Source organism: Prevotella sp. 10(H) (assembly GCF_000711235.1).
Lineage (GTDB): Bacteria > Bacteroidota > Bacteroidia > Bacteroidales > Dysgonomonadaceae > Dysgonomonas.
Window position 1 is genome coordinate 329,073 of record NZ_JOMI01000004.1, and the last position, 18,975, is coordinate 348,047.

Consider the following 18,975-nt stretch of genomic DNA (forward strand, 5'->3'; position numbering starts at 1 on the left):
TGTAGTTTATTTTTTCTTTAATTCGTTATTGCAAGGTCTGAGCGCGTTTATTGTGAATTCTATTACGTATCTTTCGTGATTGGCTATCAGTTCGTTATAGATATTCGAAGGAATTTCCATAAGCGTCATAGCCATATTGCCGAATATGAAAGGGAACATGCACATCGACAGCATATTGAGTAGGAAATCGGCGGCAGGTGTTTCCCGTATTGTACCTTTTTTAACTTCTTCCTCTATACGTTGCTCGATCCTACTGAAAGAATTATAGGGATTGCGTTTCTTTATGCGTTGGGTAAGACCCTCCGGATTCAGGCTGACTTCATTCAGTATAAAGGCGGCAATCTGCGGATACTGGAACAAGAGTTCGTAATAGGTATGTATCCAGTTTTCTATCAATTCAAAAAACGGCAGGTCGGAATTAATTGTCTCGAATATCCTCTTCGTAAATATATCCAATGCTTCTTCGAATATAATTTCAAACAGGTTATATTTCGATTTGAAATAGTAATTCACCATTGCTACATTGGTACCCGATGCCTTGGCTATATCCCTGACACTGGTGCCTTTATAACCATTTTTGAGAAAAAGAATCTGGGCTTCTTTCAGAATGCGGTTTCTTACTTCTGACGAATCTTCATTATTAAACATGTGTTCTAAACGATTGTTTAGCTGCAAAAATAGAAAAGATTATTGAACTAAACAAGTGTTTAATTCAATAAATAATAATTTTAAAAGATTCTTTTTGATATATTAAAATTCAGCTTTTCACAATCCTACTTGCCCTATCCACAAGGTCATCTACCTGAGCAACAGACTCCAGGCCGATTGTCATACAATGTACATTCGATTCTTTTATGGCAAATTTAAGGGATTGTTCGCGCTCTTGCTCACTGGAATTTTTACCTTCGCCGAATATTTTCATTCCTATAATTCCTTTACCGTTCTTCCGCGCTTTGCCCAGAAGTTCGTTCACAGCCTCGGTAGTACCGTCCATATGTGTGCCGAACGGATTGATACGGGCAAGAATAACATCCACCCACGGGTTCTCGGCAGCTTCGGCCATGGCATCCCAGTTGTGGCACGACACCCCGACTGATTTTATTATGCCGTCTTGTTTTGCCTTCGAAAGCGCGTCTATATAATATTTGCGGGATTCTGTCCAGTTAGCTTCCATGAGACAGTGCATCAGCAGGATATCGATATAATCTGTGCCGAGGTCGGTACGGAAACGGTCGAGCATCTTTTCTACAGGCTCTATCTTATCCGAACCGTTAGGATGCGTCCATATCTTCGTATTCAATGTTATATTCTCGCGGGGCAGTCCTTTTATGGCATTCCCTACATAGGTATGTGAACCGTAGGATTCGGCCATATCGAAATAGCGTATGCCCCTGTCATATGCATGGCGTGCCATTTTTACAAAATTATCCATCCCTAGGCGTGTCTGATTCGAGCCGTGATTATAGCCGATTGTGCCCGTGCCCATGCCGATACGGGATATCGACAATCCGGTTTCCCCGAGTTTTACAGTATCAATTGTTGCATCGTTTAGAAAACGGTATTTCATACCCGCTATGGCTTTAGACCTGCTGAGCGTCAAGCCTGCTACTCCGGCAATCCCTGCCTTGATAAATTTACGCCTGTTCATTTGTTCCGGTTATTAGATTATTTTGATTGATGCAATATAGTAATTATCTCAAAAAAAATGACTTAATTGCAAAAATAATCTATCAGTACATCCATTATAAACTATTATCACTCATGATAAGAAATATCATTTTACCCCTCGCCCTCCTATTTCTTTCATCATTTTCAGCTTTCGGGCAAAAACAAACAAGCATCATCGCACCGGGAGCAAAAGTAGAAAAACTCGCCGACGGTTTTAGTTTTACCGAAGGACCTGCCGTTGACAAAAAGGGAAATATATATTTTACCGACCAGCCGAATGATAAAATACTGAAATGGTCGACAGACGGTAAACTGACTACATTTATGGAAAACACGGGACGGGCAAATGGGCTTTACTTTGATAAAGACGGGAATCTGCTTTCGTGCTCTGATATGGATAACGAACTCTGGAGTATCGAACAGGACGGCAATCACACCGTTCTGATTACGGATTTTGAAGGAAAGAAACTGAACGGACCGAATGATTTGTGGGTGCATCCGAAAGGTGGCATTTATTTCACCGACCCTTTATATAAGCGAGATTACTGGACGCGAAGCCCTGAAATGCAACAGGCAGGACAGTATGTCTATTATCTTTCACCTGATAGGAAAACACTTGTAAAAGTCGCAACTGACCTTGTGCAGCCTAACGGGATAATCGGCACTCCCGACGGGAAGCGTTTATATGTTGCAGATATAGGAGCGAATAAAACATATGTATATGCTATTCTTCCCGACGGCTCTTTATGGAACAAAAGCCTTTTCACGTCCTTAGGCTCTGACGGAATGACAATAGACAGTAAAGGAAATATCTACCTCACGGGAAAAGGGGTAACTGTTTTCAATCCGCAGGGAGAAAAAATAGAACATATTCCTGTAGATGCAGGCTGGACAGCAAATGTCTGCTTCGGAGGAAGGGATATGAAGACCTTATTTATAACCGCCTCTGAAAATCTCTACAGTATAAAAATGAATGTAAAAGGAGTGAGATAACTCAATTGATATTCCGAAGAAATGCCAAGGCCTTCTCCATATCTTCGGGCGTATCGATGCCGATAGTTTCCACATCGGTATAACCTACGCGTATACGATAGCCGTTTTCAATCCAGCGGAGTTGCTCCAACGATTCGGCTTTTTCCAAAGAGGATTGCGGAAGTTGTGTGATTTCATTCAGCACATCTGTACGGTAAGCATACATGCCTATATGCTTGTAGAAAGTATGTTTATCGAGCCATTCGGTATGATGTGCATCGCGAATATACGGAATAATGGAACGGCTGAAATATATGGCCTCATCTTTTTTATTGATAACAACTTTCGGTGAATTGGAATTGAACAAGACATCGAATCCGTCTTCTTTCCTGAAAGGTTTTACCAGTGTTGCCAGTTCGACAGACTTACTATCAAAACAGTTTCTCAATGTTTCTATCTGTTCCGGACGAATAAAAGGCTCATCGCCCTGTACATTTATTATTACATCGAAAGTACTACCAATTTTATTATAAGCCTCCTGTATACGGTCGGTTCCGCTCTTATGGTCGGGCGATGTCATTACAGCCTTTCCGCCGAAAGACTCGACTGTATCGAAAATGCGGGAATCGTCGGTTGCCACCCATACCTCATCGACAGCTTTCTTTACCTGTTCATAAACACGCTGGATCATCGGTTTGCCCGCCATATCGGCAAGCGGCTTGCCCGGAAAACGGGTAGAGGCATAACGGGCGGGAATAATGGCTATAAAGTTCATAACGGATTTCTTTTAGAATCAGGTTGCAAATTTATAAATAAAGCGGGGAAAGTTTATCTATATTTAGCTGAGATATTTGTTTTAGCAAATAGTTCTTTGAATTGAAAATCGGCGAAGCCAAATGATATAGTAGTTACAAGTTACTTCGCCCTGTGGGCAGTTACGAGTTACGGTAATATTAATTGCTCATTGTTAATTACTAATTGATTTCTGTTACTTTTGTTACTTTTTGCGACTTGGTGCCTTTGCGAGATTGCTAACTGATAACTGCTGACTGATAACTGAAAAAAACGTTACTTTCGTTACTTTTTAACAATATATAGTTAAAATACGTATACAAAAATCCCTAATTGGGAGTATATACTACAGCTAATATTTTCGCTCCATTCTCGCCTGCTGCATGTAAATGATGCGGGATTATCGAATCATAATAGATGCTGTCTCCTTCTTCAAGGATATAAGTTTCTTTGCCATACTTAATTTCTAAAACTCCTTCAATGCAATAGATAAATTCTTCTCCTTCGTGTGTGGATAATACGAAATCAACCCCCTTCGGCGTAGGATTAATATGGATGATGAAAGGTTCCATATTACATCCTTGCTTTGCAGAAGAAAGGGAATAATAAGCCATATTACGGTGCGGATTGCTCTTCTTATTCAGGGAACAAATATTCTCTTCATATTTGTCTTTGCGCGAAATCACAGGGCCGTGTTCATCAGACTGGTCGTAAAGGGCATTAAGTCTGACTCCTAACAGGCGGGCTATTTTTACGAGGGATGACAATGATGGGATAGCTCCGGTTTCTTCAATGGCATTTATCTGATTTTCATCCAAACCCGAGCGTTCTGCCAATTCGGCTGTACTGATAGATTCGGATTCGCGGATTTCCCGTATTCTCTCCCCTACTTTCTTGTTTGTTTTCATCGATATATCTAATTAACTCACTGCAAGGTACAAAAATATGATAATAAACCATATAAAATAGTAGAAAATATAAAGCCGATACGGGTGGCGAATAAGATCAAAGAGGGATAATCAGTTCTATATTCTTTAGCTCAAGGTCTGTAAGAGTCATACCCTCACTTCTCACAGATAATAACTGGTTGTCGACAGTATAGAAAAAGGCAAAAAAGATGGGGGTCTCGGAATCAGTAATGCCCAATTTGGAAAAATCGAGAATGAATTCTGCCGCACCCTCTGCATTTGTTGCCATATTCCATTTTGCACTTTCCGGCGTGATATCATCCGCAACATTCCGATCTACATAGAGATAGACTGATTTATTGACCTGATAGGCGCCTTGGGAATCCTTTACGGTAACGTAGACCGTTGCTCCTGTCATCGGTGGATTATTATTGGTATCACTGCTGCATGAATTGAGTGTAAATATGAATGCCACAATGAGGATAAAAAGTATATTCTTCTTCATAACTAAAGTTTTAATAAGATTACTATGTATTGGGGAAGATCCTTGATAATATTCATTAACATCGGCTGTAAAGAAAAGGTTCGAAAAAGAGAGCTAAAGTTGTTTTGAATGGAATTTTGCTTTTAATAGTTATTTAAAATGCTTAACTGTTAAGATAAAAACAAAAGCGACGGGTTCTCTGTTTTAAAAATATCCCCTGAATTATACAGTAAGAGTAAATCGCAGATATATGAATCATATCTGCTAAAAATATCATTAAATTAAATAAATAAGTTATGGAAGATAATACTAATAGCAACGACCCTAGGATTCAGATCTATGCAAATCTCGACCATGTACAGAATGAGATTGAAAGCGCAGCCAAAGACCGCAAGGACGACATTAAGCAGGAAATTAAGGAGGAACTGAAATCCGTAAAATCGGAGGTGAAGGATTTGAAGCAGGAAGCAAAAGACAGCTTCGAAGAATACAAAAAATATAAGGAAGACTCTGACGACCCTATGGCGAAAGATAAGATATCGACAGCCAAGGAAGCCTCTAAAGTGGTGATAAAAAACATCGAACAAGATTACGAGGAAACTAAAGCCCGTATTGAAAGGGAGGCGGAACAACGATTGAGGAGTATCGACGGCATGATGGATAAGTCGAATGATTAAACCCAGCTGAACAAATAAAAAAGACGACACTAAATATGTCGTCTTTTTTTATATAATGAGTACTAGTCTATTTATCCTACACTACCTTCAAGGCTTATCTGCAATAGTTTTTGCGCCTCAACGGCAAACTCCATAGGCAGATTCTGCATCACCTCTTTTGCATAGCCGTTTACGATCAATCCGACAGCTTCTTCTGTGCCAATACCACGCTGGTTACAGTACAATATCTGATCTTCGCTGATTTTTGAAGTCGTAGCCTCGTGTTCTATAATTGCAGACGGATTAGCTATATCCGAATATGGGAATGTATGCGCTCCGCATCTGTCGCCTAACAAAAGGCTATCACATTGTGAATGGTTGCGCGCTCCTTCGGCTTTGGGGGAAACTTTTACCAATCCGCGATAGGAGTTCTGGCTCTGACCTGCAGATATACCTTTCGATACTATGCGGCTTTTTGTATTCTTACCGATATGTATCATCTTTGTTCCTGTGTCTGCCTGCTGGTAATTGTTAGTCACAGCTACAGAATAAAACTCGCCGATAGAATCATCTCCGGCCAGTATACATGAAGGATATTTCCATGTTACCGCCGAGCCTGTCTCTACCTGAGTCCATGAAATCTTTGAACGACGGCCTTTGCAGATACCGCGCTTAGTCACAAAGTTGTATATACCGCCTTTGCCCTCTTTATCTCCCGGATACCAGTTCTGGACGGTAGAATACTTCACTTCTGCCTGCTCTAAAGCTACGATTTCCACAATAGCGGCATGTAACTGGTTTTCGTCACGCATCGGCGCTGTACAGCCTTCGAGATAGCTGACATATGAATTATCGTCGGCGACAATAAGGGTACGTTCAAACTGTCCCGTATTTGCAGCATTGATACGGAAATAGGTAGATAACTCCATCGGACAACGGACACCTTTCGGTATATATACGAATGAACCGTCGCTAAACACAGCCGAGTTGAGCGTGGCGAAGAAATTATCGCGATATGGAACTACAGTTCCGAGGTATTTCTTCACAAGTTCGGGATGTTCCTGTACCGCTTCGCTGAACGAGCAGAAAATTATTCCCTTTTCTCCTAACACTTCTTTAAATGTCGTCTTTACCGATACACTATCCACTACCGCATCCACTGCCATTCCGGTAACTCCGGCTAGCATTTCTCGCTCGTGCAATGGAACACCCAGTTTATCAAATGTCTTCAATAATTCAGGGTCTACCTCATCCAGACTCTTTGGCCCGTCTTTCTTCTTAGGGGCGGCAAAGTAACTGATGCTTTGATAATCAATTTCGGGAATATCGAGATGCGCCCAATGAGGCATATCCATTGTCAGCCAGTGGCGGTATGCCTTCAGTCGGAATTCGAGCAACCATTCCGGTTCGTTCTTTTTGGCTGAAATCAGACGCACTACATCTTCATTCAGGCCTACCGGTATGACCTCTGTTTCAATGTCTGTTACGAATCCGTATTTATAATCACCGGATGTAACATCTTCTAAAATTTTATCTTGAGTTTCCTGCATGGGTAATTTGTTATATATAAGTTCAGCTAACAGCTATTAGCTTTGAATGTGCAAAGATACGACATTCTAAGCACTTAAAATACATTTATAAATATTTTGCATCACTCATAGAACAGATATAACAGGCTTTTGTTTGCCATTTTTCATTTTTATAATGACTTATGGGTTTTAGTATAATATTACTAAAACTAGCCGAAAGTAGATGAATTTTCCTTTTTTACCATTCTTAAAAACTTAATCCGTATTTTTGTATCTCATAGTCGAAAACAAAGTGGGTAATAGTAAATTCTATACAAAAGAGGAAGAAGTAGCTAACTGTATATCACATGCAACAGGTATCCTGATCGGTATCATCGGCGGATATATCCTCTTGGCTGCATCTATCGAAAACGGTAGCGGATGGGCTATCGGCAGTGTTATTATTTACCTTTTCGGCATGCTGGCGTCATACATCACATCTACATGGTATCATGGCTGCAAAAACCACAAAAGAAAAAGCATGCTCCGCAAGTGCGACCATGCTGCTATCTATCTGCATATAGCCGGCACATACGCACCATTTACTCTGCTTGCTCTGCGCAATGAAAGTGCATGGGGATGGTCGCTTTTTATTTTCATCTGGTTAGCTGCTATAGCAGGACTGATACTTAGTTTTGCCAAACTGAAAGACCATAGCAACCTCGAAACCATTTGTTTTGTACTAATGGGCGGAGCTATACTTGTTGCACTCAAACCTCTGACGAATGTGTTATCTACCGACGGACGTATCGAATCCCTTTATTTACTTATAGCAGGAGGAGTCTCTTATGTCGTGGGTGCATTGTTTTATTCATGGACAAAGAGGAGATATATGCATACTGTCTTTCATTTCTTTGTATTGGGCGGAAGTATTTGCCATATGATTGCAATCTATCTCCTTTTATAAAAGTAATCATTTTACAGAAATACAATTCTGACTACTCAATCCAATCTTTATTTCTCAAAGAACTTCCCAACCACAGGTTCTTTCTATAGATAAAATACTGATGTTATAATAACTTATAACTTGTAAGTTTTTTTACCTTTGTATCATTCTTATTCTAAAAACTAAAGAATGGAAACGTTGCCTTCCAGCCCCTATATTCAGTTTACACGCCAGCAATGGGCTGCTCTTCGCGAGTCGGAGCCGATGACGCTCACATACGATGAGTTGCTTAATCTGCAGGGTATCGATCACGAACTGTCTATCGATGAAGTGGAAGATATATATCTGCCTCTGTCGCGCCTGTTGAGTTACTATGTAGCTGCACGAACAAGCCGGCAATCTGTATTGATGAAATTCCTCAATCAGAAATCGATGAAGGTTCCTTTCATTATAGGGATTGCAGGTAGTGTATCTGTTGGCAAAAGCACTACTGCACGTGTATTGCAGGCATTGCTCAGTCGGTGGAAAGAGAATACGCGTGTTTCTCTTATTACTACGGACGGATTCCTGTATCCTAATGCAGTATTGGAAGAGAGAGGAATAATGCTAAAGAAAGGATTTCCGCAATCGTATGATATAAAAAGACTGCTAAAATTCGTTACAGATATCAAATCGGGAAAGCCCAATCTGAAAGTACCCAAATACTCGCATCTGACATATGATATAATTCCAAATGAATATCAGATCATAGACCAGCCGGATATCCTTATCCTCGAAGGGTTGAATGTACTGCAGAGCGGCATAGATTTCCCGAGTGAGAAAGCCCGCAGATTCGTTTCCGATTACGTGGACTTTTCTATCTATGTGGATGCTAATGAAGAGAAGCTGGAAGAATGGTATATTTCTCGTTTTATGAAGTTCAGAAAAGGGGCATTTACAAATCCCGACTCATACTTCCACAGTTTTGCCCAACTGGCAGAAATGAATGCCATAAATACGGCAAAGGGAATCTGGCGTGAAATAAACCGCAAAAACTTACGCGAGAATGTCTTGCCTACACGCGAACGTGCCAGCCTGATACTACACAAGGGAGAAGGGCACGCCGTAGATCATGTAAGGCTTAGGAAGTAGCCTTATAAATAAAAAAGAGGCCTCCGCCGGAAGCCCCTCTTTCTTACTATCTCATATAAGATTAATCTATAAAATCGACAGTTTCTTCTCCGATCATCTGGCGAAGCGTATTTTTCAGCTTCACATACTGGATGAACAGGTCATGCTCTGCAACCTTGCTAGGCTCGTGCATAGGACTCTTGAAGTAGAACGACAGCCAATCCTGAATTCCGCTCATACCTGCACGTTTTGCCAAGTCTGTAAACAGAACCAGGTCGAGGCAGAGAGGAGCAGCAAGGATAGAGTCTTTACAAAGGAAGTCGACCTTCATCTGCATTTTATAACCAAGCCATCCGAAAAGGTCGATATTATCCCATCCTTCTTTATCATCGTTGCGAGGCGGGTAGTAGTTAATACGCACTTTGTGGTATACATTACCGTAAAGTTCAGGATACAAATCAGGCTGAAGAATGTTATCGATAACCGAAAGCTTCGATTCTTCTTTTGTTTTGAATGAACCCGGATCGTCAAGTACTTCTCCGTCGCGGTTACCGAGGATGTTTGTAGAGAACCATCCGTTAAGACCGAGCATACGAGTCTTAAACATTGGAGACAATACAGTCTTCAACATTGTCTGACCTGTCTTGAAGTCTTTTCCGCAGATAGGAGTCTGAGTTTTTTCAGCCAGTTCCCACATTGCAGGTATATCTACAGTCAGGTTAGGAGCACCATTGATATAAGGCACACCCATAGATACGCAAGCATATGCGTATACGTTAGACGGAGCAATGTCTTTATGGTTTTCTTTCAATCCTTTTTCAAGGGCAGCGAGAGTTTTGTGTACTTCGCCCAGTGGAGTAAATACCTCAGTACTTCCGCACCAGATAACTACGACGCGGTCGCAATTATTTTCTTTTTTGAAGTTCTCGATATCTTGTTTTACCTGTTCCATCAGTTCCCATTTTGTAGGAGCCGATTTTACCCAAGTACCATGTAAGCGCTTAACAAAGTCCTGATCGAATACGGCTTTCATCGGTTTGATAGCCTTCATTTCGTCCTTAACCTTGTCCAAGTCTTCTTTTGTTAAAACATCTGCATGTTTTGCAGCCTCGTAGGCGTCTTCTTCAAAGATATCCCATCCACCGAATACGATATCGTTCAGACTAGCCAAAGGCACTGCATCTTTGATTTTAGGGAAGCGGTTTTCTTCTCTTTTCCCTAAACGCATTGTAGCCAATTGCGTGATTGAACCTACAGGAACACCTTGTCCTTTACGTGTTAGCAACGTTCCTGCCATGAATGTTGTTGCCACAGCACCAACACCGACTGTTAGAATACCAAGTTTTCCATTGGCTTCTTTTAACTGTACTTTTCCCATTTTTTTTAATTAAATTAAAATACACTGCAACCCGCAGCAATCCTTTAAACTCCGGGATACGCCTTGTGAGGATATCCCATATAATAATACAGCTTCACCGAATACCTGTTTCATTTTATTCTCCCAACCCGGGCTTTTCCACCTTACAAACGGCTTCCATTATTAAAAGCAGGCAGTCGAATGACACCATAATTATTATCAAAAATTCAAGTACGCGTCCTTCAATTCATTTGAAAAACTGACTTCAACTCCATGAAGTCGGAAATAATAGCATCTGCCGTTGCATTTTCTTCATCGTCGCACCATCCCTGACCTTTCAGCCAGATGGTCCGGCAACCGATTTCAGAAGCCGGCAAGATATCTTTCGAATAAGAATCGCCGATAACAACGACTGCGGAAGCAGGTAACCCCAAACTTTCCACACCTAATCCGAATATAGCCGGATCGGGCTTCCTTACACCGACAACTGCCGATTCTATGATATCATGGAAATATTCGAGCAGACCAAAATCGCTAAGTACCGATTGTACATTTCCGTAGAAATTGGAGACCAATACCATTGGATAGCGATCTTTTAATATTCTGAGCAAAGACTTTTCTTTGTCTATTAAATCCTTGACAAAGGTATAACAATGTGTGGAAATAGCAAGGCTATAGTCCTTTGTTTTATCATCATCGGTTAAAAAACCTTTCTCTATGAGGTATTTCACCTGTAAATCTGTCTTCTTTTGTAGCAGGATATAAAAGTTATCTTCGGGCTGAATTACAGGATGAGTAGCCAGATAACGCTCAGTATAGACGTATGCTTCCCGGAATTGCTCTTTTGTTACAGACACTTTCTGCTTCTGATAAGCGTGCCATAATACTTCGGCCCAATGCTTGCCATTGCTGTCAATTGTGCCGCCATAATCGAAGATGATCCCTTTTATTTTGCTTATATCCAACATTTATCTGTTAGGCTTTCTTTTCATCGCATAAGTCTGCGCTTTGAGAAATTCGCCGAATTCTTTTACATCTTTATATTTCGCCTGTTCTTCTACAGAAATCGGCTTGCCGAAACGGACATATATTGTTTTCCCTTTCTTATTCGTTGTCTCATGCAATAACCGCACAGTACGGATGCGCCAGTCTATGAAACCGAGAAAGCGATAGAACCATGAGTTATTACCTGATATAAACATCGGAATTACAGGCACTTTTGCCTTTTGAATTATACGCAAAACAGTCGGTTGCCATTCTCTGTCCTCTGTCTTGCTAAGATGTGGAGAAGAAACTCCTCCTGCCGGAAACAGTCCGAGCGGATGCCCGTCGCGAAGATGTTCGAGGCATTGCTTGACACCTGCAACACTCGACTTAAGGTCTTTCATCTTATTTCCCTTTGCATACGGATTGACACCGATAAAGTGTTCATCCATGGTATCTATCTGGCTTAGCATCCAGTTTACCATCATCTTATAATCGCGGCGTTTGCTTGCTACCGTACTGATTGCGATAATACCGTCGATATGTCCGTAAGGGTGATTTGATACGGTAATGAAAGGCCCCTCTTTGAACTGGTCGAGTACTTCATAATTCTCATATTTGCGGATGATACCCATTTTATCCAGCATATCATTCACAAATGCAAGCCCCGTATATTGTTTGGAAGCATCATAAATGGCATTTACCTTATTCAGCCCGCCTACACTAAATATAATATTGGTGAGTATATTTCCAAAACGCCCCCTCAGCACAGGGTGCAGGTTTTGTATCATATCCCTGCTTATCAGTTTATCTTTCATCAGTGCTACTTGATATAATTCAGATATTTACTATAGAACGACTTGAACCAGCCAAGCCTCATCAATACCGCTTCGAATAAGGCTATGCCGACAATGGCACAAAGGATGCCCAAAAGCACATCGATAATATAATGATGAGAAGTATACACGGCTGTAAACCAAATACCAAATAAGAAAATCAATACAATAGACAGTATACGCCAATTGCATTTTTCCTTTATAGCATAAAACAATACCACTACAAGATATGCCGAGTGTAAAGAAGGCACTGCTGCAAATACATTCGCATTACGCCCGTAAATAGAATTGAATAAAGGGAAGCCTATCAGTTCATCGAACCGTACAAGACCTGCCATATTGCCCGGAGTATCCAGTATAGCCTCAAATCCGTAATTCATCGCGTACCAAGGCGGGGCGGCAGGATGTATATAATATCCGCTGAATCCGATAAGATTAACCAGCAGGAACACCATCGAGAACCGCAGGAACATATCCCTGTCTTTTTTGAAATAAAGATATAGCCCAAAAGCTACCGGAACAGGTACCCAGCCGAGATAAAAGACTCCGGCAAGGAAATCGGCTATTCCATTATTATATAATGCAAAATATTCACAGGGAATGAGTGTTTTCCCATCTACATTAATACCAAACAATGATTTTTCCAGATTATATAACCCCTCGACATCGATAGGATTTACCATATAATTGGGAAAAACGCGCATCCAGTCATAGGATATACCAAATATGAGAAAAGGCAACAGGCCGACGGCAAGCTTCCTAGTCTTGACATTGAAAAAGAATAACAAAAGGAACAGTGTAATCAATAAGAAATGTTCCGGACGAAGACCTATAAAAACAGACGTTAATATAGAAAACAGGACAATTATCCCAATTACAATAATACCTTCTCTAAGGCTTGGTAAAGAAATTTTGAAATTCATTTATTTATTCTCCTGCTTATCTTTTCTATCGAGTTCCTGTAATACCTTTTTACAATGTCTAAGGCGGTTAATAGCTGTAATATTCGAAAATATAGCCACAAATGCAATCGGAATTACCATTATTAATATAGGTTCGAACAACGGAATGCTTTCTTTACTTGGAATCGCCACCCTGTAGTGAGGGAAGAAATAATCGAACAGCCCGCAGAGTATGCACCCCACAGCAATAGTAACAACACGCTCGGGACGTTGCATAAATCCGCCTTTACATTCTATACCTAATCCCTCAGCACGTGCACGCACATAACTTACCATCATAGAACCGATAAGGGCGATGAAAGCAAATAACGAACTCAGAAAGTACCCTTGCAGAATAAGGTAATAACAAATCCCGAACAAAGTTATCAGTTCGCTGTAACGGTCAAGTACCGAATCGAACAAGGCACCGTAACGCGAGCTCATTTTTCCGATACGCGCCACCTGGCCGTCCATCATATCGAAAAGTCCGGCAAACAGGATCACAAACCCTCCCCAGCCGACAAACGATAGATCACCTTCCTGCCCGTAAGTATTACCATAAAAGACTTTCCCCCGCATTGCACCGGTAATAAAAATAATGCATGCAACTATATTCAGTATCAATCCTGTAGCCGTAATAAAATTGGGTGTAATCCCAATTTTCACCATCCCTTTTACGAGAGGATTGATAATCTTGTAAATAATTTGTTGGGCAACATCTCTAGCTCTCATTTTTATCCTTTAATTTAAAGGTTTATATATTTGTTTACGGTCGGTAACTCTCTATATACCGCCCGCATCTTTATCCTTATGCTTATCATCAATAATGTCCGACTCTTCTGTTTTGACCGTTTTCCCCTTTTTAGTGAAATATTTTCTGAAATTTCTGTCTTTGTAAACAAAAAGCCGCTGCATATTGTAATTCCATAAAAAACCTACAATGATCGATACAACAATCTTAGATACGATAAATACATCGTCGAAGAAAGCTCCGAGAAAATCTCTCAGCCATGTAAATTCACCTAATAATTCTGTCATCAGGTACGTACCTGATGTATTGAATAATATACTGCATATCCATACCGAAACGTATTTGATAGCAACATATCTTTTCTTGACGCCTTTCGCCTTAAAGGTCCATTTATAATTGATAATGCAATTGACTATACCGCCGCAAACCGAACCCAGAAAGGTTGCATATACATAATAGACACTGAAAAGCTTTGCAAGTACTATCGTTACGGTAAAGTCCGTTGCACTGGATATTTGCGAGGAGAACTGGGCCCGCAGGAACATGAAAATACCTCCCTTTTCAGAGATTGTTTTAGTTACTTTCTTTATCCAATCAGCCATTTTCCTCCAAATAATATTATAAATCCGTATATCCCCGCCAGGATATCGTCTAGCATCACACCCCAACCACCTTTAATATCTTCCATCTTGCGAATACCCAAAGGCTTCCATATATCGAATATCCTGAACAAGGCAAAAGCAATAAGCGCATGCCATATATTACCGGCATCGGCAGCCAGTAAAGTAATCCACACACCTACCATTTCATCCACCACTACACGCGAGGGATCTTTTCCCCATGTAGGTTCTAAGACATCTGTCGACCAAACACCTAGTATGGTAAATATAAAGATTAGAATGATTGTTGTAAAAAGTAGTGGAAGCGGAGTAACAAAAAGAGACAAAACGATCCATATAGCAGTGGCTAAGGCCGCTCCTGCCGTACCCGGCGCAAAAGGAGAAAATCCGGTACCGAAACCCGATGCTATAATAATATGAAAAAGATGTTTTTGTTTCATTTACCAAAATAAAGCCACAAAGTTATCAAAAAATGAGTTGATATCAAAGTGACTGTTTTTATATAATTTACGTAAGATATATTTAAAACTAAACTACTAAAAAACAAACAATTAAAACAAGATACCTTTTAAAACTATAATGCAGCCATTACTTTTTTCGATATACGCTCCGCAATATATGGAACAGATGCTTCCCGGCAAGGTGCAAAGCTGGGCCAGTCGTTAAAGTCTATAATCTTGAATGAACCATCGGCTGCAATAATACAATCACCTCCGTAAATTTCGACATTCAGTACTTCTCCCGCCCGGTTACATGTATTTCTAAGCTCTTCAACATCGAACGAAAATTCTTTTGCTTTTCCGTTCACTGCTTCCAACCCGAATTTTGTAAGACTGAGGTCGAAGGGATAAAACCAATAGAAAAAGTCGGTTCCGTATACTCCGTAAAATTTCACCAGATCCCCTACCAGATGCTCATTAATGACTGCATTGGGAATATCACGCAAAGCAAATTCCTGTAAAATTGATTTAGCTTCTTCTATATTACGGGCATAGGTCACATCTTCCCTATGAATAGTATGCGAGTCACCCCTTTTGATCCAAAAAGCTCCGGAATCCATTGCTTCCAGTTCTTTTGTGGGGTCATCCGTTACATCTACAATCAAACTTTGCGGATGAGGTATATTGTTTTCAATCAGAAGACGGGTCATCGTCGTACGGGTACAGTTTTTGATTCCTGTACCGGGATTGATAATAACAGATCCGTTCTTTTCCGACTGCTTAAGTCGTTTTATCGTACTTTTTTCGCGGGCCATATTGAAAATGTACTTTTCGTTCTCTTCACTCAGTACAAATTCCGATTCGGTATATTCCCTTATCTCATAACCCATATTGCGCAGGCATTCAGCCGTAAGGTTGAATATCATGCCGTCGTTACCGATATGGTTGGGAGAGAATTTCGTGTTTCTCTTGACTCCTGCGATTCTAATTTTTGACATTCTTATTCTTTACAAATTGTTCCGCTTTCTTTATATCTTCCGCATGGTCTACATCCAGAATCTTTGAGAAAGGGTATGCTTTCAGTTTTAGATTATCCGTTACCAATTGCCGCTGGAAATTGCGCATCCGCGATTGTCCTGCATTCAGACAGGCTTCGAGTGTATCGATTGCCTTTGGTGTTAAGCAATATATCCCACCTGAAATATAGTTGCAATCGTTAGCTTCATCCAGAAAACCTATTATATTCATTTTTTCGTCTACCTTTACATACAGCGGCTTCTCGTCGTCTATATAGTCTGTAACCGCCATCATCCCGTCATTCTTCGTATCTGCATCGAATGCCTGTATAAAACGGGAAAACTCCTCTTCATCGAATACCGTATCTACTGTGGTAAGACAAAATTTTCCATCCCGCAGAAAATTACGTAATTCGAAAAAGCTGTGCATCGAACTTGGAGTCGATTTCACTACGATATTGAACGGTACCTCAAGCTTTAGACCGGAAACATAATCCTGTACCTCTTTCATTTCCTCATTAATAATAACGCTTATAGAAGCCGCATTATTATTCAGAAAAATATCGATCAGGCGGCGGATCATTTCCTTTCCGTCCAGCTTGACTAAAGGCTTCGGCAAAGAAATGCCTTCCTGAGCCAACCTTGAGCCTTCTCCCGCTGCAATTATCGCATAATTCATATATATTAACGAATTTTGACCAAAACTCGATTTAATAGTTCAGATCAAAATAAATAATTTACTCATCCCCTGTCAAGTCCAGCACTTCGTTATCGCCACCTCTTTCTACATACAATTTCTTCAAAGGATTGGCATGTGCCTTGTCATATTCTATCCTGTTAGAAAATGTATCTATTGCCATATACACAGCCTGACGGAAAGATTCTTCCGACGCTTTATTCTGCCCTGCGATATCGTAGGCAGTACCATGTGCCGGCGATGTGCGAATGACAGACAGACCTGCTGTAAAATTCACACCGTCTTCCATTGCCAGCGTCTTGAACGGAGCAAGTCCCTGATCGTGATACATAGCCAGTATACCGTCGAATTTAGCAAACTCTCCTGCACCGAAAAATCCATCGGCAGGATATGGCCCAAAACAAAGAACTTTTTTATCCTGTAATTCTTTTATTGCCGGGATGATAATATCATTTTCTTCCGTACCCAGCAAGCCATTTTCTCCGGCATGCGGATTCAGCGAAAGAACGGCTATACGCGGACGCCCTATTCTGAAGTCGCGTTTAAGACTGGCTTCGAAACGAATAGCTGCATCCATTATCTTTTCTTTTGTCACCGTTTTAGGCACATCAGCCAAAGGGATATGCCCTGTAACAAGTGCAATGCGAAGTGAATCTTTTACCAGTATCATCAGGCTCTTATCGCCGTCTTTGCCGAAACGTTCTTCAAGATATTCGGTATGTCCGGGGAAGTGAAAATCTTCACGTTGGATATTATGTTTATTGATAGGTGCGGTAACAAGCACATCGATCGTCCCGCTTCTCAAATCGGCAACTGCCCGCTCAAGCGACTTGTAGGCTGCTTCACCGGCAATGGCTGTAGATTCTCCGAGGTCGACTTTTGTTTCCTCATTGATACAATTGATAATATTGACTTTGTTTACGACAGCATCCTTCGCGTTGTTTATCTGATTAAAAGATACAGGCTGCAGTTCCATCGTTTTGCGGTGATAAGAAGCTACTTTAGCCGAGCCGTAAATTACGGGAATGCAGATTTCCGCCATGCGTATATCGGCAAATGTCTTCAGGATAACTTCATATCCTATTCCGTTTATATCACCTTGTGTTATTCCTACTTTTATCATAATAATAAATCTAGCCCCCTCAACTCCCCCGCAGGGGAGCTACAGAGAGGATATTTGTTTTTTACATCTCTTGCTTTAGTCCTAAGTCCCCCTTCGGGGGATTCAGGGGGCTTCTCATTGTCGACAGCATCCCGCAGGCAGCAAAGATATCCTCGCCGCGCGATGAGCGTATTGTCGATGTAATCCCTTTACTTGTCAGATAATCCCTGAAAGCTTCCATCTTTTCTTTTGTCGAAGATTTCAGGTCCACACCGGGTATGGCATGAAAACGTATCAGGTTCACCCTGCATTCGATTCCACGGAGCATCTGTGCCAGTCCTTTGGCATGCAAAAGAGAATCATTAAAATTATCGAACATTATATATTCAAAGGACAATCGCCGCTGCTTTGTCCAATCGTATTGTCTAACTAAATCTATAACGCCTGCTATCGGAAACGCCTTTTCGGCAGGCATAATAGAAAGCCGCTGCTTCGGCTCAGGACTATGGATACTAATTGCCAGATGTGCATTGCTATCGTCAAGGAAACGATTCAACTTCGGTGTAATTCCCGTTGTAGAAACCGTTATCCGTTTCGGACTCCAAGCCATGCCGTAATCGGCTGTCATTATATCGAGTGTCTTTTTCAGTTCTTCATAGTTGTCGAGAGGCTCACCCATTCCCATAAAGACAACATTTGTCAGGTTTTCAGCTTCGCGAACCGAATATACCTGATTCAATATCTCATTGGCCGTCAGGTTTCCGTTGAAACCTTGCTTCCCCGTCATACAAAACAAACAATTCAGCTTACAGCCCACTTGCGAAGACACGCACAAAGTCGCCCTGTCATCTTCGGGTATCATTACGGCTTCGATAAGTTTATCGTTCTCCGTTTTGAACAGGTATTTTACCGTACCATCCACAGATTGCTGAAATTCGAGAGGATTATACCGCCCCACATCGTATTTCTCCGATAACAAAGCCCTGTTGGCCACAGAGATATTTGTCATCTGGTCTATAGAGGTTACTTTTTTCTTATATACCCAGTCTGCAAGTTGCTTCGCTGCAAATCTAGGCAGGTTACACTCACCGACAACACCATAGAATTCGTCCATGGTCATGCCTAGTAAGTGTTTCTTTTCTATCATATCTTCAGTTACAAGCTACGAGTTACAAGCTACGAGCCAT

At 41.0% G+C, this 18,975-nt stretch carries 21 protein-coding genes; 4 read left to right on the forward strand and 17 right to left on the reverse strand.

Annotated elements, in window-relative coordinates:
• Positions 1-6 precede the first annotated feature (6 nt).
• Together K348_RS0110530 and K348_RS0110535 are read right to left on the reverse strand one after the other, a co-directional pair.
• On the reverse strand, positions 7-648 hold the full coding sequence (locus tag K348_RS0110530; protein ID WP_029904928.1) for a TetR/AcrR family transcriptional regulator: 642 nt from the start codon (positions 646-648) through the stop codon (positions 7-9).
• A 109-nt stretch (positions 649-757) separates the two neighbouring features.
• Positions 758-1,648 (reverse strand): aldo/keto reductase, encoded by an 891-nt coding sequence (locus K348_RS0110535; RefSeq protein ID WP_029904929.1) that lies wholly within the window; start codon positions 1,646-1,648, stop codon positions 758-760.
• A gap of 113 nt (positions 1,649-1,761) precedes the next feature.
• Between K348_RS0110535 and K348_RS0110540 the strand changes: the two genes are divergently transcribed.
• Entirely contained in the window at positions 1,762-2,661 is a 900-nt protein-coding gene (locus tag K348_RS0110540; protein ID WP_029904930.1) for an SMP-30/gluconolactonase/LRE family protein, read from the forward strand.
• Position 2,662: 1 nt separating this feature from the next.
• Here the strand turns inward: K348_RS0110540 and kdsB are convergent, their stop codons facing one another.
• From kdsB to K348_RS0110555, 3 genes are all read right to left on the reverse strand, one after another.
• Positions 2,663-3,415, reverse strand: a complete 753-nt coding sequence (kdsB, locus tag K348_RS0110545; RefSeq protein ID WP_029904931.1) for a 3-deoxy-manno-octulosonate cytidylyltransferase — start codon at positions 3,413-3,415, stop codon at positions 2,663-2,665.
• 346 nt (positions 3,416-3,761) lie between these two features.
• Complete coding sequence (locus K348_RS0110550) at positions 3,762-4,340, reverse strand: helix-turn-helix domain-containing protein (protein WP_029904932.1); 579 nt, start codon at positions 4,338-4,340, stop codon at positions 3,762-3,764.
• Positions 4,341-4,437: 97 nt separating this feature from the next.
• Positions 4,438-4,845 (reverse strand): hypothetical protein, encoded by a 408-nt coding sequence (locus K348_RS0110555; RefSeq protein WP_029904933.1) that lies wholly within the window; start codon positions 4,843-4,845, stop codon positions 4,438-4,440.
• 275 nt (positions 4,846-5,120) lie between these two features.
• Between K348_RS0110555 and K348_RS0110560 the strand changes: the two genes are divergently transcribed.
• A complete protein-coding gene (locus tag K348_RS0110560) occupies positions 5,121-5,501 on the forward strand; it encodes a hypothetical protein (RefSeq protein WP_029904934.1) in 381 nt (126 codons plus the stop codon).
• A gap of 71 nt (positions 5,502-5,572) precedes the next feature.
• Here the strand turns inward: K348_RS0110560 and sufB are convergent, their stop codons facing one another.
• Positions 5,573-7,030 carry a Fe-S cluster assembly protein SufB gene (gene sufB, locus K348_RS0110565; RefSeq protein WP_029904935.1) on the reverse strand — a complete coding sequence of 486 codons (1,458 nt, stop codon included), beginning with the start codon at positions 7,028-7,030 and terminating at the stop codon, positions 5,573-5,575.
• A 247-nt stretch (positions 7,031-7,277) separates the two neighbouring features.
• Here sufB and K348_RS0110570 point away from each other — a divergent pair, with 247 nt between their 5' ends.
• Complete coding sequence (locus tag K348_RS0110570; RefSeq protein WP_369793889.1) at positions 7,278-7,955, forward strand: hemolysin III family protein; 678 nt, start codon at positions 7,278-7,280, stop codon at positions 7,953-7,955.
• Positions 7,956-8,123: 168 nt separating this feature from the next.
• On the forward strand, positions 8,124-9,065 hold the full coding sequence (coaA, locus tag K348_RS0110575) for a type I pantothenate kinase (RefSeq protein WP_029904937.1): 942 nt from the start codon (positions 8,124-8,126) through the stop codon (positions 9,063-9,065).
• A gap of 61 nt (positions 9,066-9,126) precedes the next feature.
• Here the strand turns inward: coaA and K348_RS0110580 are convergent, their stop codons facing one another.
• From K348_RS0110580 to rlmN, 11 genes are all read right to left on the reverse strand, one after another.
• Positions 9,127-10,422, reverse strand: coding sequence for an inositol-3-phosphate synthase (locus tag K348_RS0110580; RefSeq protein WP_029904938.1), 1,296 nt, complete (start codon positions 10,420-10,422; stop codon positions 9,127-9,129).
• Positions 10,423-10,643: 221 nt separating this feature from the next.
• Entirely contained in the window at positions 10,644-11,369 is a 726-nt protein-coding gene (locus K348_RS0110585) for an HAD family hydrolase (protein ID WP_029904939.1), read from the reverse strand.
• On the reverse strand, positions 11,370-12,203 hold the full coding sequence (locus tag K348_RS0110590) for a lysophospholipid acyltransferase family protein (protein ID WP_029904940.1): 834 nt from the start codon (positions 12,201-12,203) through the stop codon (positions 11,370-11,372).
• A 5-nt stretch (positions 12,204-12,208) separates the two neighbouring features.
• Positions 12,209-13,144: a phosphatase PAP2 family protein gene (locus K348_RS0110595; protein ID WP_029904941.1), complete on the reverse strand. Its 936-nt coding sequence runs from the start codon at positions 13,142-13,144 to the stop codon at positions 12,209-12,211.
• The gene (locus K348_RS0110600; protein WP_029904942.1) at positions 13,145-13,894 is read right to left on the reverse strand and encodes a CDP-alcohol phosphatidyltransferase family protein; all 750 of its coding nucleotides are present in this window, start codon (positions 13,892-13,894) and stop codon (positions 13,145-13,147) included.
• Positions 13,895-13,945: 51 nt separating this feature from the next.
• Positions 13,946-14,515 carry a GtrA family protein gene (locus K348_RS0110605; RefSeq protein ID WP_081852552.1) on the reverse strand — a complete coding sequence of 190 codons (570 nt, stop codon included), beginning with the start codon at positions 14,513-14,515 and terminating at the stop codon, positions 13,946-13,948.
• Complete coding sequence (locus tag K348_RS0110610) at positions 14,500-14,973, reverse strand: phosphatidylglycerophosphatase A (RefSeq protein ID WP_029904944.1); 474 nt, start codon at positions 14,971-14,973, stop codon at positions 14,500-14,502. Before K348_RS0110610 ends, K348_RS0110605 begins: the two co-directional genes overlap by 16 nt.
• A 134-nt stretch (positions 14,974-15,107) precedes the next feature.
• Positions 15,108-15,971: a hypothetical protein gene (locus K348_RS0110615; protein ID WP_029904945.1), complete on the reverse strand. Its 864-nt coding sequence runs from the start codon at positions 15,969-15,971 to the stop codon at positions 15,108-15,110.
• Positions 15,958-16,668: a sugar phosphate nucleotidyltransferase gene (locus K348_RS0110620; protein ID WP_029904946.1), complete on the reverse strand. Its 711-nt coding sequence runs from the start codon at positions 16,666-16,668 to the stop codon at positions 15,958-15,960. Before K348_RS0110620 ends, K348_RS0110615 begins: the two co-directional genes overlap by 14 nt.
• Before the next feature lie 58 nt (positions 16,669-16,726).
• Positions 16,727-17,809 (reverse strand): 4-hydroxythreonine-4-phosphate dehydrogenase PdxA, encoded by a 1,083-nt coding sequence (gene pdxA / locus K348_RS0110625; RefSeq protein WP_029904947.1) that lies wholly within the window; start codon positions 17,807-17,809, stop codon positions 16,727-16,729.
• A gap of 61 nt (positions 17,810-17,870) precedes the next feature.
• Positions 17,871-18,935 carry a 23S rRNA (adenine(2503)-C(2))-methyltransferase RlmN gene (rlmN, locus tag K348_RS0110630; protein WP_036930430.1) on the reverse strand — a complete coding sequence of 355 codons (1,065 nt, stop codon included), beginning with the start codon at positions 18,933-18,935 and terminating at the stop codon, positions 17,871-17,873.
• Positions 18,936-18,975: the final 40 nt, after the last annotated feature.

Bases quoted from the DNA above. Each gene is read 5' to 3' on its own strand.
- K348_RS0110530 (WP_029904928.1), bottom strand. From the start codon at position 648: ATGTTTAATAATGAAGATTCGTCAGAAGTAAGAAACCGCATTCTGAAA.
- K348_RS0110535 (WP_029904929.1), bottom strand. From the start codon at position 1,648: ATGAACAGGCGTAAATTTATCAAGGCAGGGATTGCCGGAGTAGCAGGC.
- K348_RS0110540 (WP_029904930.1), top strand. From the start codon at position 1,762: ATGATAAGAAATATCATTTTACCCCTCGCCCTCCTATTTCTTTCATCA.
- kdsB (WP_029904931.1), bottom strand. From the start codon at position 3,415: ATGAACTTTATAGCCATTATTCCCGCCCGTTATGCCTCTACCCGTTTT.
- K348_RS0110550 (WP_029904932.1), bottom strand. From the start codon at position 4,340: ATGAAAACAAACAAGAAAGTAGGGGAGAGAATACGGGAAATCCGCGAA.
- K348_RS0110555 (WP_029904933.1), bottom strand. From the start codon at position 4,845: ATGAAGAAGAATATACTTTTTATCCTCATTGTGGCATTCATATTTACA.
- K348_RS0110560 (WP_029904934.1), top strand. From the start codon at position 5,121: ATGGAAGATAATACTAATAGCAACGACCCTAGGATTCAGATCTATGCA.
- sufB (WP_029904935.1), bottom strand. From the start codon at position 7,030: ATGCAGGAAACTCAAGATAAAATTTTAGAAGATGTTACATCCGGTGAT.
- coaA (WP_029904937.1), top strand. From the start codon at position 8,124: ATGGAAACGTTGCCTTCCAGCCCCTATATTCAGTTTACACGCCAGCAA.
- K348_RS0110580 (WP_029904938.1), bottom strand. From the start codon at position 10,422: ATGGGAAAAGTACAGTTAAAAGAAGCCAATGGAAAACTTGGTATTCTA.
- K348_RS0110585 (WP_029904939.1), bottom strand. From the start codon at position 11,369: ATGTTGGATATAAGCAAAATAAAAGGGATCATCTTCGATTATGGCGGC.
- K348_RS0110590 (WP_029904940.1), bottom strand. From the start codon at position 12,203: ATGAAAGATAAACTGATAAGCAGGGATATGATACAAAACCTGCACCCT.
- K348_RS0110595 (WP_029904941.1), bottom strand. From the start codon at position 13,144: ATGAATTTCAAAATTTCTTTACCAAGCCTTAGAGAAGGTATTATTGTA.
- K348_RS0110600 (WP_029904942.1), bottom strand. From the start codon at position 13,894: ATGAGAGCTAGAGATGTTGCCCAACAAATTATTTACAAGATTATCAAT.
- K348_RS0110605 (WP_081852552.1), bottom strand. From the start codon at position 14,515: ATGGCTGATTGGATAAAGAAAGTAACTAAAACAATCTCTGAAAAGGGA.
- K348_RS0110610 (WP_029904944.1), bottom strand. From the start codon at position 14,973: ATGAAACAAAAACATCTTTTTCATATTATTATAGCATCGGGTTTCGGT.
- K348_RS0110615 (WP_029904945.1), bottom strand. From the start codon at position 15,971: ATGTCAAAAATTAGAATCGCAGGAGTCAAGAGAAACACGAAATTCTCT.
- K348_RS0110620 (WP_029904946.1), bottom strand. From the start codon at position 16,668: ATGAATTATGCGATAATTGCAGCGGGAGAAGGCTCAAGGTTGGCTCAG.
- pdxA (WP_029904947.1), bottom strand. From the start codon at position 17,809: ATGATAAAAGTAGGAATAACACAAGGTGATATAAACGGAATAGGATAT.
- rlmN (WP_036930430.1), bottom strand. From the start codon at position 18,935: ATGATAGAAAAGAAACACTTACTAGGCATGACCATGGACGAATTCTAT.